The sequence below is a fragment of the Pseudomonas sp. W15Feb9B genome (assembly GCF_000828175.1).
GTDB lineage: Bacteria > Pseudomonadota > Gammaproteobacteria > Pseudomonadales > Pseudomonadaceae > Aquipseudomonas > Aquipseudomonas parakoreensis.
Genome location: NZ_JTKF01000023.1, coordinates 85,920 through 103,563 on the forward strand (window position 1 = coordinate 85,920; position 17,644 = coordinate 103,563).

Genomic DNA, 17,644 nt, shown 5'->3' on the forward strand with positions numbered 1-17,644 from the left:
TCCGTTGGGGAGGGGGCATTCAAGTCTGGCCAAAATGGCCGGTACTCAGAAACTGACCCGCTGCAGATGTGGGAGTTTTAGAACGATGAGTTATAAGAGGCGGCGACTGACCAGCGGCCAGCCGCCGTTTTTCATTTGCCGCGGATTAACGTGCGCAAGGCGAAACGATTGGGATGGCAGGCCTCGGCGACGCTTTTGGGCAGCGGCAGCGGCTCGTTGTCCAGCCACGCCGCGAGCAGTTCGCCCGACAGCGGCGCGGTGATCAGCCCGCGTGAACCATGGCCGCTGTTGACGTACAGGCCATCGAGCCACGGGCAGTCGATGTCCGGCACTTGGCGCGCATCCTTGCTCAACGCGGCATAGGCCTCGGCGAAGGCTTCGCGGTCGGCGAGGGGGCCGACAATCGGCAGATAGTCAGGACTGGTGCAGCGAAATGCGGCGCGTCCTTCCAGGGTTTCCGGGGGCAGCTCATTGATGTGCAGACGCGCTACCAAATCGCTGGAGATCTCTTCGAGCATCGCCAGATTGCCCAAGTGTTCGGCGGTGGTCGGTGTCAGGTCGTCGCTGTTGAAGTCGAAACTGGCGCCGAGCGTGTGTTCGCCCAGACGTGTCGGGGCGACATAACCTTCGGCGCAGACCACAGTGCGCAGCGCCTGACTCTCGGCGGTTTGCGGCAGGCGCGTGATCTGCCCGCGAATGCGCTTGAGCGGCAGCTCGGCACTTTGCGCAAAGCGTTTGATCTCCGCTGCGCCGGCCAGCACCACCACCGGCGCGCTGGCGAGCACCCGTTCGCCGTCGAGGGCTTGCCACTGTCCCTCGACCCTGCGCAGTTCCAGCGCATCGTGATGCTTGAGCAGTTCGATGTTCGCCTGCGCGGCTTGCGCCTGGCACAGCGCGGGCGGATGCACCCAGCCCCCTTCGGGATAGTACAAACCGCCATGGGCCAGACCGATGCCGGCCTGAATCTCGGCTTGCGGCTGATCGAGCCAGTGCACCAAGTCTTCCGGGAACGCCGCGGCCAATTGCGCCTGACGCTCGGCCTCCTTGGCATTGAACGCCAATTGCAGCACGCCGCAATCGTCCCAGTCGGTGCCGCGTTGCAGGGTTTCCAGCAGGCGGCGGGTGTAGCCGAAGCCGCTGACGATCAGTTGCGACAACGCAGTGCCGTGGGCCGACAGCTTCAGGTACAGCACGCCCTGTGGATTGCCCGACGCCTCCTGCGCCACGGCCTCGTGACGTTCCAGCAGACCGACGTGCCAACCGCGCGCGGCGAGGCTGGCAGCGGTCGCACAACCGGCCAGCCCGGCGCCGATCACCAGCGCGCGCCGCTCGCCAGTCAGCGGAGCAGGGCGGGCGAACCACGGTTTGTCCGGCAGCGGTGGCGCGACATCCTGCGGCCAGCCGAGAAATTCGCCGCGCAGGATCTCCCACTTGTGGCCGATGCCCGGTGTGCGTTTCATCTTGAACCCGGCGGCGTTGAGCAAACGCCTGACCCAACCGGTGCTGGTGAAGGTACTGATGGTCGAGCCGGGGGCGGCCAGTCGAGCCAGTTCGACGAACAGTTCTGCGGTCCACATGTCGGGATTTTTCGCCGGGGCGAAACCGTCGAGAAACCACGCGTCAATCTGCGCATCGAGTTGCGGCAGCTGCTCCAGCGCATCGCCGATCAGCAGCGTCAGCGTGACCCGGCCGTTGCCGAGGACGATCCGCTGAAAGCCCTGATGGATTGCCACGTAATGGGTCAGCAGTTGATCGGCCAGCGGCTTGAGTTGCGGCCACAGGGCCAAAGCCCGTTGCAGATCCGCCGGACTCAGCGGGTACTTTTCGACACTGACAAAATGCAGCCGTGCTCCGGCCACCGCGTGCTGTTCAAACAGCTGCCAGGCGCAAAGGAAATTCAGCCCGGTGCCGAAGCCGGTTTCGCCGATCACCAGCCGCCCGTGCGCCGGCAACGCGGCAAAACGCTCGGCCAGGCGATTCTGTTCGAGGAACACGTAACGGGTTTCATCCAGCCCCGACTGGTCGGAAAAATACACATCATCGAACACCCGCGAGCGCGGGCGTCCCTGGTCATCCCAGTCGAGTTGGGCGTGGGGCAATACAGGTTTCATGGCAGGCTCGGCAACGACAAGGCGGCCATTCTAGCTGATCGGGCGGAGGGTGCTTGATCCATGGCAAGTGATCCTTGGATCGAATGCAGGATCATCACCGGCTTTTGTGGCGAGGGAGCTTGCTCCCGCTGGGGTGCGAAGCAGCCCCAAAACCAGCGATCGCAATTTGTCTGGAGGACGGTGGCTGCAGGTCTTGCGACTGCTGCGCAGCCGAGCGGGAGCAAGCTCCCTCGCCACAGTTTACTCATTCATCCCAATTGCCATGGTGTGCGGAATTTCTCCGTCGTGCCCGTGCCCAATCCGCTAGTCTTGCTGAATCCTGGAAGGAGCCGTCCCCATGTTTGAATCCGCCGAAATCGGCCATGCCATCGACAAAGAGACTTACGACGCGGCTGTGCCTGCCTTGCGTGAAGCACTGCTGGAAGCGCAGTTCGAGTTGCAGCAGCAGAAGCGTTTCCCGGTGATCATTCTGATCAACGGCATCGAGGGCGCCGGCAAGGGCGAGACCGTCAAGTTGCTCAACGAATGGATGGACCCGCGTCTGATCGAGGTGCGTACCTTCGATCAGCAGACCGATGAAGAACTGGCAAGGCCACCGGCGTGGCGTTACTGGCGGATGCTCCCGGCCAAAGGACGGATGGGCGTGTTCTTCGGCAACTGGTACAGCCAGATGCTTCAGGGCCGGGTTCACGGGCTGTTCAAGGATCCGCGTCTGGATCAGGCGATCAACGCCGCCGAGCGTCTGGAAAAGATGCTCTGCGATGAAGGTGCGCTGATCTTCAAGTTCTGGTTTCACCTGTCCAAGAAACAGATGAAGGCCCGCCTCAAGGCGTTGGCCGACGACCCGCTGCACAGCTGGCGCATCAGCCCGCTGGACTGGCAGCAATCGCAGACCTACGACAAGTTCGTCAAATACGGCGAGCGCGTGTTGCGCCGCACCAGCCGCGACTACGCGCCCTGGCACATCATCGAAGGCATGGACGCCAACTACCGCAGCCTCGCGGTGGGCAAGATCCTGCTGGAGGGCTTGCAGAACGCGCTCAAGCGTCCTGAGGTGCATACCGAAGAGGTCAATGCCGCCCCGTTGGGCACTGCCGTCGACGAACTCAACCTGCTCGACAGCCTCGACCTGAACCAGCAGCTGGAAAAGAAAGATTACGAAGAACAACTGATCACCGAGCAGGCGCGGCTGTCCGGGTTGATGCGTGACAAGCGCATGCGTCGCCATGCGTTGGTGGCGGTGTTCGAAGGCAATGATGCGGCGGGCAAGGGCGGGGCGATTCGCCGGGTGGCGGCGGCGCTCGATCCGCGTCAGTACAGCATCGTGCCGATTGCCGCGCCGACCGAAGAGGAGCGTGCGCAGCCGTATCTGTGGCGCTTCTGGCGACATTTGCCGGCACGCGGCAAGTTCACCGTGTTCGACCGCTCGTGGTATGGCCGGGTGCTGGTGGAGCGGGTCGAGGGCTTTTGCAGCCCGGCCGACTGGTTGCGCGCCTACAGCGAGATCAATGACTTCGAAGAGCAGATCGCCGACGCCGGGGTCATCGTCGTCAAGTTCTGGCTGGCGATCGACAAGGACACGCAGATGGAACGTTTCCAGGCCCGCGAGCAGATCCCGTTCAAGCGCTTCAAGATCACCGAGGACGACTGGCGCAACCGCGACAAGTGGGACGCCTACCGCGCCGCCGTGGGCGACATGGTCGACCGCACCAGCACCGAGATTTCGCCGTGGACGCTGGTCGAGGCCAATGACAAACGCTGGGCGCGGGTCAAGGTCCTGCGCACGATCAACCGAGCACTCGAAGAGGCGTTCGAGAAGTCCGACAAGCGCGCGAAAAAACACAAGGACTGAGCCAATGGGCACGCATACGCGGGGTGAATGATTGTCGCGGTCGGCGGCGGGGTGGACTTATTCTCGGTTGACTCTCTTCCGACAACAACAATTGAGGTATGCCATGCGTGAAGTGGTGATCGTCGACAGCGTGCGGACCGGCCTGGCCAAATCCTTTCGCGGCAAGTTCAACCAGACCCGCCCCGACGACATGGCGGCCCATTGCGTCAATGCGCTGCTGTCGCGCAACGACATCGACCCGGCCAGCGTCGAGGACTGCATTGTCGGCGCCGGCTCCAACGAAGGCGCGCAGGGTTACAACATTGGTCGCAACGTGGCGGTGCTCTCGCGGCTGGGCACCCATGTGGCCGGCATGACCCTCAACCGTTTTTGCTCCTCGGGTTTGCAGGCGATTGCGATTGCCGCTAACCAGATTGCTTCCGGTTGCAGCGACATCATTGTCGCCGGTGGCGTTGAGTCGATCAGCCTGACCCTGAAAAGCGTCAACACCGATCACCTGATCAATCCGCTGCTCAAACAGCAGGTGCCGGGCATCTACTACACCATGGGGCAAACCGCTGAAGTCGTGGCGCGTCGTTATGACGTGAGTCGCGAGGTGCAGGATCGCTATGCGTTGCAAAGCCAGTTGCGCACCGCCCAGGCTCAGGCGGCGGGGCTGTTCGATGACGAGATCGTGCCGATGGCGGTCAAATACCGGGTCGAGGACAAAAACAGCGGCGAGGTGCAGATCCTCGACGGCATCGTCGATCGCGACGACTGCAACCGCCCGGACACCACTTACGAAAGTCTCGCCGGACTGAAACCGGTATTTGCCGAGGACGGTTCGGTGACGGCCGGCAACTCGTCGCAGCTGTCCGACGGCGCGTCGATGACGCTGGTGATGAGTCTGGAGAAAGCCCTGCAACTGGGACTCAAGCCGAAGGCGTTTTTCCGCGGCTTCACCGTGGCCGGTTGCGAGCCGGACGAAATGGGCATCGGCCCGGTGTTCTCGGTGCCGAAACTGCTCAAGGCCAAGGGCCTGCAAGTGGCGGATATCGATCTGTGGGAACTGAACGAGGCGTTTGCTTCGCAGTGCCTGTATGCCCGCGACCGGCTGGAGATCGACAACGAAAAATACAACGTCAACGGCGGCTCGATTTCCATCGGCCACCCGTTCGGCATGACCGGCTCGCGGCAGGTCGGACATCTGGTGCGTGAGTTGCAACGGCGCAATCTGCGTTACGGCATCGTGACCATGTGCGTGGGGGGCGGGATGGGGGCGACGGGGTTGTTCGAGGCTGTTCGGTAAGTCTGAAGATAATAGTCGGCATTCAAGCCGTCATCGCTGGCAAGCCAGCTCCCACAGGTTCTGCAGGTGTTGCCTGTATTTGTGAACACCCTGGACACTGTGGGAGCTGGCTTGCCAGCGATGGGATCAACCTGATGACCGGTTGGAATCCAGAAGCTGCATCCGCGCGATGTACGCTTTTATTTCCTGCTCAGCCTTCTCCGGGGAAGCGAACGGCCCTTCAAGGGTGTTCTCCCGCGTGCAGAAAAACAGTTCACCATTGACCCTACACATCCGCTCACTGCGAAAGTGGGTGGCGGGGGCGCTGTCCTGGGCGCGCATTCCGTACATGATCGGCCTCCTTGGTTGATGCGCTGAAAGGGATCCAATGAGCTTATGCCTGAAGCACTTGGCGCGCCCGGTCAGCCGATCAACGGCAAAACGTCAATTTAATGCTGCGACCTGCACAGTTTCATTTGCGGCCTGACCGGAACTGTCCCTGTGTTGCGCCTGCGCGCGGGCCTAGAATGACCGCTCTCGTCAGCAGGCTTTGGGGTTCGCATGCACATTTCATCCGGTCGCTGGGTCTACGGTCTGTTCCTGGCGCTGCTGACGGCGTTTTTGTGGGGCATCCTGCCGATCAAGCTCAAACAGGTGTTGCAGGTGATGGACCCGATCACCGTGACCTGGTTTCGTCTGTTGGTCTCCGGTGGTTGCCTGTTTATTTATCTGGCGTCGGTCAAGCGTCTGCCGAGCCGCAAAGTCCTCGGCCCCCGGGGCGGCTGGCTGGTGTTGATGGCGGTGCTCGGGCTGGTGGGCAACTACGTGCTGTACCTGATGGGGCTCAATCTGCTCAGCCCCGGCACCGCGCAACTGGTGGTGCAGATGGGGCCGATCATGTTGCTGATCGCCAGCCTGTTTGTGTTCAAGGAGCGCTTCAGCATCGGTCAGGGCATGGGTCTGGCAGTGCTGCTGATCGGCTTCGTGCTGTTTTTCAATCAACGGCTGGCCGAGTTGCTGACGTCATTGTCGGACTACACCGCCGGCGTGTTGCTGGTGCTGTTGGCCTCGACCGTCTGGACGTTCTACGCGCTGGGCCAGAAGCAATTGCTCACGGTATGGAATTCGTTGCAGGTGATGATGGTGATTTACCTGTTCTGCGCTTTGTTGCTGACGCCGTGGGTGCATCCACTCAAAGCGCTGGAATTGAGCCCATTGCAGGGCTGGCTGCTGCTGGCTTGCTGTATGAATACGCTGATTGCCTACGGTGCATTTGCCGAGGCGCTGGCGCATTGGGAGGCGTCGCGCGTCAGTGCGACGTTGGCGATCACGCCGTTGGTGACCTTTGGCGCGGTGGCGCTGGCCGCGTGGATGTGGCCGGCGTATGTGCAGGCCGAGCAGATCAATGGTCTGGGCTACGGCGGCGCGGTGCTGGTGGTGCTGGGGTCGGCGCTGGTGGCGCTGGGGCCGTCGTTGATCGCCGGGCTGAAGGCGCGGCGGATGCGGGTGGCCTGAAAAGCAAAAGATCGCAGCCTGCGGCAGCTCCTACAGTTGGAATGCGTTCCCCTGTAGGAGCTGCCGCAGGCTGCGATCTTTTTGCTGTTAGCCTTTGGCGCCAGCCTCGATCATATTCTCCGGTCGCACCCAGGCATCGAACTCTTCATCGGTCAGATAGCCCAGTTGCAACGCCGCTTCACGCAAGGTCAGACCCTCGCCGTAAGCCTTCTTGGCGATTTCTGCCGACTTGTCGTAACCGATGTGCGGGTTCAGCGCCGTCACCAGCATCAGCCCACGTTCCAGGTGTTTGGCCATGACTTCGGCGTCGGGTTCAAGACCGGCAATGCAGTGCTGCTGAAAGTTGCTGCAGCCGTCGGCGAGCAGGCGGATCGATTGCAACACGTTATGGATGATCACCGGTTTGTACACGTTCAATTGCAGGTGACCCTGACTGGCGGCGATGCCGATGGTGACATCGTTGCCCAATACCTGACAGGCCAGCATCGACAGCGCTTCGCACTGCGTCGGGTTGACCTTGCCGGGCATGATCGAGCTCCCCGGTTCGTTGGCCGGCAGTTTCACTTCGGCAAAGCCAGCGCGAGGGCCGGAGCCGAGCAGGCGCAGGTCGTTGGCGATTTTCATCAACGCCACGGCGAGGGTCTTCAAGGCGCCGGACAGGCTGGTCAGCGGCTCATGCCCGGCCAGCGCGGCAAACTTGTTCGGCGCGGTGACGAACGGCAGGCCGGAGAGAGCGGCGAGCTCGGCGGCAATCGCTTCGCCAAAACCGTGCGGCGAATTCAGGCCGGTGCCGACGGCGGTGCCACCCTGTGCCAGTTCGCACACCGCCGGCAGTGCCGCACGGATCGCTCGCTCGGCGTAATCCAACTGCGCTATGAAACCGGACAACTCCTGACCGAAGGTGATCGGCGTCGCGTCCATCATGTGCGTGCGACCGGTCTTCACCAGTTTCATGTGGCGCGCCGCCAGTTCGGCCAGACCACCGGACAGCTCGGCGATGGCCGGCAGCAATTGCTCCTGCACGGCTTTGGCCGTGGCGATGCTCATGGCGGTGGGGAAGCAATCGTTGGAGCTTTGCGAGCGGTTGACGTGATCGTTGGGGTGCACCGGCGTCTTGCCGCCGCGCGGGTTGCCGGCCAGTTCGTTGGCCCGGCCGGCGATCACTTCGTTGACGTTCATGTTGCTCTGGGTACCGCTGCCGGTCTGCCAGACCACCAGCGGAAACTGGTCGTCGTGCTGGCCGTCGAGGACTTCGTCGGCGGCCTGCTCGATCAGGCGGGCGATGTCGGCGGGCAGGTCGCCGTTGCGGTCGTTGACCCGGGCGGCGGCTTTCTTGATCAGGGCCAGCGCGTGCAATACCGGCAGCGGCATGCGTTCCTGACCAATGGCGAAGTTGATCAGCGAGCGTTGCGTCTGAGCACCCCAGTAGGCGTCGTCCGGGACTTCGATCTGGCCCAGGCTGTCGGTTTCGATACGGCTCATCGTGCACACTCCTGTTGGTCTGTTTGCGCAGTTTAGGCCCGGTCAGGCCCAGGTGGTTCCCTCGAACCGATTGTTGACCGGCAAAACCCCGCCAATCAAGCACGGCAAGGCCCGGGGGTTGAGCCACGAGGTTTTTTAGGCGCAGAATGGTCGCCCTTGGGGTTTGACCTCGCCTAGCTGAAAAGGAAACTCGATGACTCGTCTTCGTGCCATCTGCACCGCGGTTGCACTGGTTTGCGCCAGCGGCCAGGTGCTTGCCGATACCGCCAGCCACAACGCCAGTGCTGAAGCTTTCCTGACCCTGGCGCACGCTGACAAGCTGGGCACTCCGGTGTACATGCAAGTGCAGCAAATGTTCGCTCAGCGTTTTGAACAGACCAAAGCCCCGGAATCCAAAAAAGCCGTACTGGAAACCTACCAGGCCAAGGCCAACGCCGCGCTGGACCAGGCCATCGGCTGGAACAAGCTCAAGCCTGACATGGTCAAGCTCTACACCAGCAACTTCAGCGAATCGGAGCTGAAAGACCTGGTCGCGTTCTACCAGTCGCCACTGGGCAAGAAAGTCCTGGAAAAAATGCCGCAGCTGACCCAGCAATCGGCCCAGATGACCCAGGCCAAGCTGGAAAGCGCCGTGCCAGTCGTCAACAAGCTGCTCGACGACATGACCAACGAGCTGGCACCGAAAGGCGCTGCGCCGGCCAAGAAGAAGTAAGCGGAGTTCGTGATGAGCATGCAACAACGCATCGAATCGACGCTGGCTCTGCTTCAGCCTGAGCATTTGCAGGTGCTGGACGAAAGCCACATGCACAGTCGCGGGTTGCAGACCCACTTCAAGGCGGTGGTGGTCAGCGCGCAGTTCGAAGGCCTGAACCGGGTCAAGCGCCACCAGAAAGTCTACGGCACGCTCGGCGAGCTGATGGGCGAGTTCCATGCGTTGGCGCTGCACACCTACACCCCGCAGGAATGGGCCGAAGTCGGCGCCGCCCCGGCGTCGCCGACCTGTGCCGGCGGTAGCAAACACTGAGGATTGCGAGGGCTGCTGTGGCGAGGGAGCTTGCTCCCGCTGGAGTGCGCAGCACTCCCAAGGTGCGAGTTTTGCGACTGCTTCGCAGCCGAGCGGGAGCAAGCTCCCTCGCCACAGAGTTTCTACAGATCCTAAAACCACCGTGTTTTTGCTAGAATCCGCAACGCGCCGCTCAGCCGGCGCGTTTTTTTTGAATCCGGTTCACCCTTTGCGAGGGTAGCCACCTGGAGAAATACCCATGACACAACCGATTGTCGTGGCGGCACTGTATAAGTTCGTCACCCTCGAAGATTACGTTGACCTGCGCGAGCCACTGCTCAAAGCGATGGTCGACAACGGCATCAAAGGCACGCTGCTGATCGCCGAAGAAGGCATCAACGGCACCGTGTCCGGCAGCCGCGAAGGCATCGATGGCCTGCTCGCCTGGCTGAAGAACGACCCGCGCATGATCGACATCGACCACAAAGAGTCGTACTGCGACGAGCAGCCGTTCTATCGCACCAAGGTCAAGCTGAAGAAAGAGATCGTCACCCTCGGCGTCGAAGGCGTGGACCCGAACAAAAAGGTCGGCACCTACGTCGAACCGCAGGACTGGAACGCGCTGATCAGCGATCCGCAAGTGCTGCTGATCGACACCCGCAACGATTACGAAGTGGCGATCGGCACGTTCGAAGGCGCCATCGATCCGAAAACCACCAGTTTTCGTGAATTCCCCGACTACATCAAAGAGCACTTCGACCCGGCCGTACACAAGAAGGTCGCGATGTTCTGCACCGGTGGCATTCGCTGCGAGAAAGCCTCCAGCTACATGCTGGGTGAGGGTTTCGAAGAGGTTTACCACCTCAAGGGCGGCATCCTGAAGTACCTCGAAGAAGTGCCGCAGGAAGAGACCAAGTGGCAGGGCGACTGCTTCGTCTTCGACAACCGCGTGACCGTGCGTCACGACCTCAGCGAAGGCGACTACGATCAATGTCATGCCTGCCGCACTCCGGTCAGTGTTGAAGATCGTGCCTCCGAACATTACGTGGCCGGCATCAGCTGCCCGCATTGCTGGGACAAGTTGAGCGAGAAAACCCGCCGCAGCGCCATCGATCGGCAGAAGCAGATCGAACTGGCCAAGGCGCGCAACATGCCGCACCCGATCGGCTACAACTATAAACAAGCATCCACCGAGGCCTGATCATGACTGCGCGCCTGCTCTATGTGATGGATCCGATGTGTTCCTGGTGCTGGGGGTTCGCTCCGGTCGCCAAGGCATTGGTCGAGCAGGCGCACGCAGCGGGAGTGGAGCTGCATCTGGTGGTCGGCGGCTTGCGCACCGGCAGCGGTGCGGCGCTGGAACCGACCACGCGGCGCTACATCCTTGAGCATTGGCAGGCGGTCACCGAGGCCACCGGTCAGCCGTTCAAGTTCGACGGCGCCTTGCCTGACGGTTTTGTCTACGACACCGAACCGGCCTGTCGCGCAATCGTTACCGCGCGCAGCCTGGCACCGGATTGCGCCTGGAAACTGGTCGGCCTGATCCAGCAGGCGTTTTACGCTGAAGGTCGCGATGTTACCCAGGCCAGTGTGCTGGTGGAGCTGGCTGAAAAGGCTGGCGTGCCGCGCATCGAATTTGCTGCCTTGTTCGATCATGCCGACCAACACAAAGCGACTCAGGCGGATTTCACTTGGGTGCAGGATCTGGGCATTGCCGGATTTCCGACCCTGCTTGCCGAACGCAATGGCCAACTGGCCTTGCTGACCAACGGCTATCAACCGCTCAGTGAGCTGTCGCCGTTGCTCGGCCGCTGGCTGGAGCGCGCAGCCTGTGCCTGACCGGGCCGATGACACGCCAGCCGTAAAGCGTGTCGACCGGCTGAGCTGGACAGAAGTCCGGCGCCTGGCACTGCATCACAAAAAGTCCCTGTGGATCGCTAACGGCGTGGCCGTGCTGGCGACGCTGTGCAGCGTGCCGATTCCGTTGCTGTTGCCGTTGCTGGTGGACGAAGTCCTGCTCGGCCATGGCGATGCCGCGCTGAAAGTCATGAACCATGTGTTGCCGTCGATGTGGCAGCAGGCGGCGGGCTACATAGGTCTGATGCTGCTGGTCACCCTGACGCTGCGTTGCAGCGCCCTGTGTTTTGGCGTGTTGCAGGCGCGGCTGTTTGCCCGGCTGGCGAAAGACATCGTCTACCGCATTCGCGTGCGCCTGATTGAACGCCTCAAACGTATCTCCCTCGGCGAATATGAAAGCCTCGGCAGCGGCACCGTGACCACGCATCTGGTCACCGATCTGGACACCCTCGACAAATTCGTCGGCGAAACCCTCAGCCGGTTTCTGGTGGCGATGCTGACCCTGGTCGGCACCGCGAGCATTCTGATGTGGATGCACTGGAAACTGGCACTGCTGATCCTGCTGTTCAACCCGTTGGTGATCTACGCCACGGTGCAGTTGGGCAAGCGGGTCAAGCACCTGAAGAAACTGGAGAACGACAGCACCTCGCGTTTCACTCAGGCCTTGAGCGAAACCCTCGATGCGATCCAGGAAGTGCGCGCTGGCAATCGTCAGGGCTTCTTCCTCGGGCGACTCGGCTTGCGCGCGCAGGAAGTGCGTAACTACGCGGTCAATTCGCAGTGGAAAACCGACGCGTCGAACCGCGCCAGTGGTCTGCTGTTCCAGTTCGGCATCGACATCTTCCGCGCGGCGGCGATGCTCACGGTGTTGTTTTCCGACCTGTCGATCGGGCAGATGCTCGCGGTGTTCAGTTACCTGTGGTTCATGATCGGCCCGGTCGAGCAACTGCTCAATCTGCAATACGCCTACTACGCGGCGGGCGGTGCGTTGGCGCGGATCAACGAACTGCTGGCGCGGGCTGACGAGCCGCAGTACCCGGGTGGTGTCGATCCGTTCAAGGGCCGTGAAACCGTGGGCATCGAGGTGCAGGGACTGAGCTTTGGCTATGGCGACGAGTTGGTGGTGGATCAGATGAATCTGTCCATCGCTCCCGGTGAAAAAGTCGCGATTGTCGGTGCCAGTGGCGGCGGCAAGAGCACGCTGGTGCAGTTGCTGCTCGGGTTATACACGCCGTTGTCCGGTACCATTCGTTTCGGCGGTTCGACCCAGCAGGAAATCGGCCTGGAGCTGATTCGTGAAAACGTCGCGGTGGTGCTGCAGCATCCGGCGCTGTTCAACGACACCGTCCGCGCAAACCTGACCATGGGCCGCACCCGCAGCGACGAAGCTTGCTGGCAGGCGCTGGAAATCGCTCAGTTGGAAGCGACCATCCGGGCGTTGCCGGACGGTCTCGACAGCATCGTCGGACGTTCCGGCGTGCGCCTGTCCGGCGGTCAGCGCCAGCGTCTGGCAATTGCGCGGATGATCCTCGCCGAGCCGAAAGTGGTGATCCTCGACGAAGCCACCTCGGCCCTCGATGCCGCTACCGAATACAACCTGCATCAGGCCATGGCGCGCTTTCTCAGCGGCCGCACCACGCTGATCATTGCCCATCGCCTGTCGGCGGTGAAGCAGGCCGATCGGGTGCTGGTGTTCGATGGCGGGCAAGTGGCCGAGGATGGCGACCACCAGCAACTGATCGCCGACGGCGGCCTCTACGCCAAGCTCTACGGCCACTTGCAGCGTCTGTAATCAGCCCCACAGCACTTGCAGCGCCGCCTCCTCGCCGTCATGGCCAAATTGCTTCATCACCACCGAACAGGATTCGCACGGGCGCATGGTCGTCGCGATGTCGACCGAGCGAATCTCCTTCGGATCGGGGTATTTCTCGCGCAGCACGCTGATCAGTTTGCTTTCGCTGTCCAGCGAGGTCGGCCGGCTGGTCTGCGTTGGCTGATAGGTTTTCAGATCCTTGATGGTCAGCGGCACGGCCAGCAATTGCCCTTGCTCGGTGACCTCCAGCGAGGTGCGCGGGAAGGCCGGGTTGTAGTCGATATTGATGTAAGTGGTGTTGCCGATCCGCACATGATTGGCACCCATGTGGCGAAACAGCGGCAGGCGCTGGGTGCTGCCCTGAGCGCCGGAGACGCTGACGTAGACTTCCCGTTTGCCGCTGGCCGTGGTGACTTCGGCATAGGCGATGTTACGTGCGTTGAGCGGCCGTTCACGCACGGGTAACAGGTTGTGCAGTTTCTGCATGGCACTGTCGATACGCAGTGCTGCGTTGTTGTTGGCCGGGTTGATCGTCGGTGACAGGAACAACGTGTCGAAAATCTCTGCGGTTTTCTGCCGAAAGGCTTCCGGCGCTTCCTTGCTGCGCGCCCACGTGACGGCGCCTTCGGGCAGGCGGGTGACGATCATCCGCGTCGAGTGATCGAACATCAGCGCCTCGCCCGGGCTGGTGTCGACTTTCAGCCATTTCAGATTGTTGGCCGGACTGGCTGTGGTGCCGATGGGAATTGCGATCTGCTCCATGGTCTTCATCGCGCGCTGCACCGATTCGAGGCCATGGATGCGCACGATGTTGTTGGCGTGCAGCGAGCCGGTGTAGACGGTCAGCAATTCCGCACCGAGACTGCCGTCGGCCAGTTCGGCGGGGGCCAGGCGTTTGAATGTCAGATGCCTGCCCGGGACTTCGCCTTTGGCGAAAGTGGCGAGGTAGTACTCATGGTTGTTGACCCGGAAAAATACATGGGTGGCCGAATCGTCGAAGGCCGGCAGCAGCACTGCGCCGACCTGATGTGAATCATTGATCCCGTCGTAGGTACCGCCGGTTTTTATCCGGGCATAAATACCTTTGCGAAACTGCAGCGTGGCTTGAATCTGCTGTCTTGGCACCAGCCTGCCCTGATTGAAGCCCAGACGACGCAGGTCACCGGTGAACAGCCGCGGGCGGTTATCGATGATTTGATAAAGCTTGGCATCGACCGCCAGGAACATTCCTTCTTGCCGGGGCAGGGCGGCGGGCTCCGAAATCCGCTCGCCAAACCACGGCGCGTAACCTTTTTCCTTGTCAATCGTGCCAAGGCCGGGCGTCGGAGCCGGTTCTGCAGTGACGTAGCTGACGCGGCAGTCGCCCGCGCCCGGTGCGCGACGTACCCGGCACGGCAGCAGCGTCCAGTGCTGACTGTCATCAAGCAGATCGACCCGGCGCAGTTCATCGCCGTCGAGTCGATAGGGCACCTTATCGATCAGTACTGTGATGCGTCCGCCAGCCTCGGGCATGAGCTCGATGCGCGTATCGGGCGCCAGCTCTATATCGAGCTGATTGTCGGTTTTTTTCACGACGCTGTAGTGCGAACGCCCTAGCGAAAAGTCGTGTTCGTGAGCGAGCAACTGAGGCCCGTAAGGACGATCGGACATCGGATCAAGCAGGTGATACCGGGAGTCGCCGACAGCAACGTTGCGCACCGGTACATCGTCAATGCCTTTGACCACGGCCAGATGATCGGCAGGGTTCAGTGCTTTCCAGCGCCCGGCATCCAGTGCCTGAGGCAGGCTGTGCATCAAGTCGTAGTCAGCGCTTCTGCCGGCCAGTTTTTTCAGGCGCATGACGGCGCGGTGTTCCAGATGCGCCACGGCCCGTACTGTGCCGATTGCGCCTCGGCCGCCAAGCTTGAGCAAGGCAGGCACAGCGTCCAGCGGATTGAAGTTTCTCAAGCTCGAAACCAGCAGGTTCTTCGACAATTGCGCCATGCGTGGCAGTGCGACGCGAATCGCCATTTTTCCTGCCACCGCAGTGAGGCGGATACTGCCGGCAACAAACTTGCCCAGGGGAATCGCAAACGAGACGATATCGAGGAACAGGCCGAGTACGCCCAGTGCGCGTTTCTCCGGGCTGTCCGATTGCAGGTCTTCGAGACTGCCCCAGAACGGAATAAAACCCTTGAGGGCATGAATCCAGTGCGTTTTGCTGGTGTCTTGTTCGAAGCGGGTTTTTCCCCAGGCGTCGCTGCGCAGTGCCTGTTCGTCGACATAGAACAGCTGCGTCGCGATGACAGAGGCGATTTGCGCAGTGCGCGGCGAGGTGAAGCTCAGGTTCGGCGAGCTGTCCTGATGGGCCGCCGGGATCATCGAAACCGGGAGAGGCTCGCCCAGTGGTTCGAGGATGGCGATGCACATGGCGTCGGTGGCGGGGGGCGAGCCGTTCCAGTGTGCTTCTCGATCGAATGGCAGGCGGCGGGCGACGATGCGAGTGATGCTCTGGGCCCTGGTGCGTCCACGTTTGGGCGGCAGTGGTGGCAATAACACACCGCCCATACGGGTACTATCCAGATCTGTACGTTGGCGAATGATGCCGGCGCGCGGCAGGCATTCGTAGAAGCGTGATAAGCCCTGATACGTCACTTGCAGGAAGAAACCCATGCGTGCCCGAAGCGGCAGGATGTTTTCCGGTGTTTCCAGGTGAGCCTCGATGTGCCGCGTCTTATCCCTGAGGCTGTGAATCCTCACTTGGCCGTGTTCCAGTGCCCGGCGGTCAGCCCATGGCAGAGTGACCAACAGCGACTTGATCAAATATTCATAGGCTTTGCGGGTCTTGCTCAGATAATCGTCGAACTGCCGATCGAACACTGTCCTGATATCGGGCAGGGTGCACTTGCTCGGGAAGCGTGAAACACGTTTGCCTGGTTGATGTCCGGTGTCGACAAAACCACTGTGCAGGCTGCCTTCCGGATTCAGGCTGATCCATTCGCTGGCGTTGCGGCCATCGCTGCTGACGTACCAGCGCGTTTCGTTGTTCAGCCCGCCAGAGGCATAGACCTCCAGCAGCGGCCAGGTGTGCAATGCCACTTCCTCGGTATCGATAATGCTGCGTCGGGCGCGGTTGCGCGCTGAGTGATGGTAGCGCTTGAGGCGAATTGTCGTGTGATCGGACAGATCGTTGGTCAGCGCCTTGTCCAGTTCCTGTTGCGCCAGGGCGAGTCTGCGTGGCGGCTCGATGTCCAGTTGCAGGATCGCCGCGTTCAGTTGTTTCTCGTGGTCTTCCAGAGCGTTCAGCGGCGCGTGACCGTTGGAGGCTTCGCCCGCGACAGCCAGCGCTCCGGTGGCTGCGGTCCAGGTACGTGCAGCAGCCACTCGGGTCATGGCGATCAGGGTTTGCAGGTCGCTGCTGGCGTTGTGACTTTTGTGCAGCGGCAGATCGACCAGTTGCTGGAAGCTCAGATACTCCAGCGACCGTGGATCAAGAGCATGAGCAAGGTGCACGCCATGCACGAAATTGACCCAGACCACCGAGCTGGCGTAAGGCAGGTCGTCAGGGATGTCGCGCACTTGAAATTCCGGTCCGAATTGCGCCAGGCAGGCCCATCCCAGCAGGTGTTTCTCGATCATCGTCGAGGTTCGGTCAGAATCCTCCAGATGCTGTAAAAAGTCCCGGCGAATGGTGGCGTAGCCGGCTCCGTAGTGAGCGCGTTGTTCGAGCGCAAAACCGGCCACCTCGGTCGAACTGCGGTTGCCAGGCAGGTCGTACCACAGGCACAAGGCTTCGAGCAGTAAACGCAGGCCGATATCGGGGACGGTCAGTTCATCGGGTCTGGAGCCGTACCATTGCAGCCTTTGCAGCAAGCGCTGGCCCAAGTCATGGGCTTGGGGGGTGTCGAGCAGGCGCTCCAGGCAGGTGGCGGGCTGCTGCTCCAGTTGCTGGACGGTAAAAGGAGGCGTGACTTCGCTGGCCAGACTGTCAATGGCAGACAGGGGTTTACCGATGAGCCAGTCGCCCATCACGTCGTGAATCGCGGCTTTGTCCTCGTCGCTCATCAACACCGCGAGCGTCGGGTGATGTCGCAGATTCAATCGGTGGCTGGCGCGCTGTTCTTCGACTTTGCCGATCAGCCGGGTCAGTGCCGTGGCGTCCGGTGCGTCCGCAAATGTGAACCCGGACTCACGCAGCCGTTGTGACAGCGGCTGCAGCCTGTCGGAACGCAGGTGTGCGCCTATACTCAGCAACGCTCGCTGAAACCTTTGAAGGCTGCTGGAGGCCTGGCTGACGCTCTCGATGACATAACGGGCGACGCTGCCATCGGGACGGTGGAAGGAGAAGTTGCATTGATCAGCCGTGGCGTCGACTTGCAGCAGGGCTCCTCTGGAGGTCTGCAGATAGGCAGTCAATTGCGGTTCGCCGCTGTTTTCGAACAGCGTTTGCAGCATGTTTTGCGCCTGCTCTTGCGCTGCGCCCAGGCGTGAATGGGCCTGGGGCGCCAGGTAGTAGGACTCCAGTGAAGTCGAAGCGTCGAGGACCGCGCGCAGGGCAGTGATCATTGCGCGGTATTCGTCCTGTTGGGCAGTATGGCGTTGCAGCGCGGTTGTAAGTGACTGCATGGAAAACGGCTCTGGATGATTGAAAGCCGTCAGTGTCGAAGTATCGCGCACCTCGGGTGCGGTACTTATGTATCGTCGGTTGCAAGCTTCCTGGCTTGCCGGAAGGGGGAACGCCCCCTAGTCTGGCTTTAGCGGTTTC

At 61.5% G+C, this 17,644-nt stretch carries 12 protein-coding genes; 8 read left to right on the plus strand and 4 right to left on the minus strand.

Annotated features, from left to right (window positions below):
• Window positions 1–131: 131 nt before the first annotated feature.
• Window positions 132–2,111: a bifunctional tRNA (5-methylaminomethyl-2-thiouridine)(34)-methyltransferase MnmD/FAD-dependent 5-carboxymethylaminomethyl-2-thiouridine(34) oxidoreductase MnmC gene (gene mnmC, locus OC71_RS12510; protein ID WP_041069317.1), complete on the minus strand. Its 1,980-nt coding sequence runs from the start codon at window positions 2,109–2,111 to the stop codon at window positions 132–134.
• A gap of 337 nt (window positions 2,112–2,448) precedes the next feature.
• Between mnmC and pap the strand changes: the two genes are divergently transcribed.
• Window positions 2,449–3,963 carry a polyphosphate:AMP phosphotransferase gene (gene pap / locus OC71_RS12515; RefSeq protein ID WP_041069320.1) on the plus strand — a complete coding sequence of 505 codons (1,515 nt, stop codon included), beginning with the start codon at window positions 2,449–2,451 and terminating at the stop codon, window positions 3,961–3,963.
• Between the two features lie 103 nt (window positions 3,964–4,066).
• On the plus strand, window positions 4,067–5,251 hold the full coding sequence (locus OC71_RS12520) for a thiolase family protein (RefSeq protein ID WP_041069323.1): 1,185 nt from the start codon (window positions 4,067–4,069) through the stop codon (window positions 5,249–5,251).
• A gap of 126 nt (window positions 5,252–5,377) precedes the next feature.
• On the opposite strand, the gene OC71_RS12525 is transcribed toward OC71_RS12520, so the two are convergent.
• Window positions 5,378–5,581 (minus strand): DUF6316 family protein, encoded by a 204-nt coding sequence (locus OC71_RS12525; protein ID WP_041069325.1) that lies wholly within the window; start codon window positions 5,579–5,581, stop codon window positions 5,378–5,380.
• A 210-nt stretch (window positions 5,582–5,791) separates the two neighbouring features.
• On the opposite strand from OC71_RS12525, the gene OC71_RS12530 reads away from it, so the two are divergent.
• Complete coding sequence (locus tag OC71_RS12530) at window positions 5,792–6,745, plus strand: DMT family transporter (RefSeq protein WP_041069328.1); 954 nt, start codon at window positions 5,792–5,794, stop codon at window positions 6,743–6,745.
• A gap of 87 nt (window positions 6,746–6,832) precedes the next feature.
• Here OC71_RS12530 and OC71_RS12535 read toward each other — a convergent pair whose 3' ends face one another.
• Window positions 6,833–8,227 (minus strand): class II fumarate hydratase, encoded by a 1,395-nt coding sequence (locus tag OC71_RS12535; protein WP_027612406.1) that lies wholly within the window; start codon window positions 8,225–8,227, stop codon window positions 6,833–6,835.
• Between the two features lie 193 nt (window positions 8,228–8,420).
• Here OC71_RS12535 and OC71_RS12540 point away from each other — a divergent pair, with 193 nt between their 5' ends.
• From OC71_RS12540 to OC71_RS12560, 5 genes are all read left to right on the plus strand, one after another.
• Window positions 8,421–8,939 (plus strand): DUF2059 domain-containing protein, encoded by a 519-nt coding sequence (locus OC71_RS12540; RefSeq protein WP_003226938.1) that lies wholly within the window; start codon window positions 8,421–8,423, stop codon window positions 8,937–8,939.
• A gap of 12 nt (window positions 8,940–8,951) precedes the next feature.
• Window positions 8,952–9,251 (plus strand): BolA family transcriptional regulator, encoded by a 300-nt coding sequence (locus OC71_RS12545; protein WP_041069332.1) that lies wholly within the window; start codon window positions 8,952–8,954, stop codon window positions 9,249–9,251.
• 238 nt (window positions 9,252–9,489) lie between these two features.
• Entirely contained in the window at window positions 9,490–10,431 is a 942-nt protein-coding gene (locus OC71_RS12550; RefSeq protein WP_041069334.1) for a rhodanese-related sulfurtransferase, read from the plus strand.
• A gap of 35 nt (window positions 10,432–10,466) precedes the next feature.
• Entirely contained in the window at window positions 10,467–11,069 is a 603-nt protein-coding gene (locus tag OC71_RS12555; RefSeq protein ID WP_174377216.1) for a DsbA family protein, read from the plus strand.
• Window positions 11,062–12,879 (plus strand): ABC transporter ATP-binding protein, encoded by a 1,818-nt coding sequence (locus tag OC71_RS12560; RefSeq protein WP_041069340.1) that lies wholly within the window; start codon window positions 11,062–11,064, stop codon window positions 12,877–12,879. The genes OC71_RS12555 and OC71_RS12560 overlap by 8 nt, the downstream gene beginning before the upstream one ends.
• Here OC71_RS12560 and OC71_RS12565 read toward each other — a convergent pair whose 3' ends face one another.
• On the minus strand, window positions 12,880–17,505 hold the full coding sequence (locus tag OC71_RS12565; protein ID WP_041069342.1) for a deaminase domain-containing protein: 4,626 nt from the start codon (window positions 17,503–17,505) through the stop codon (window positions 12,880–12,882). It lies immediately after the preceding gene.
• Window positions 17,506–17,644: the final 139 nt, after the last annotated feature.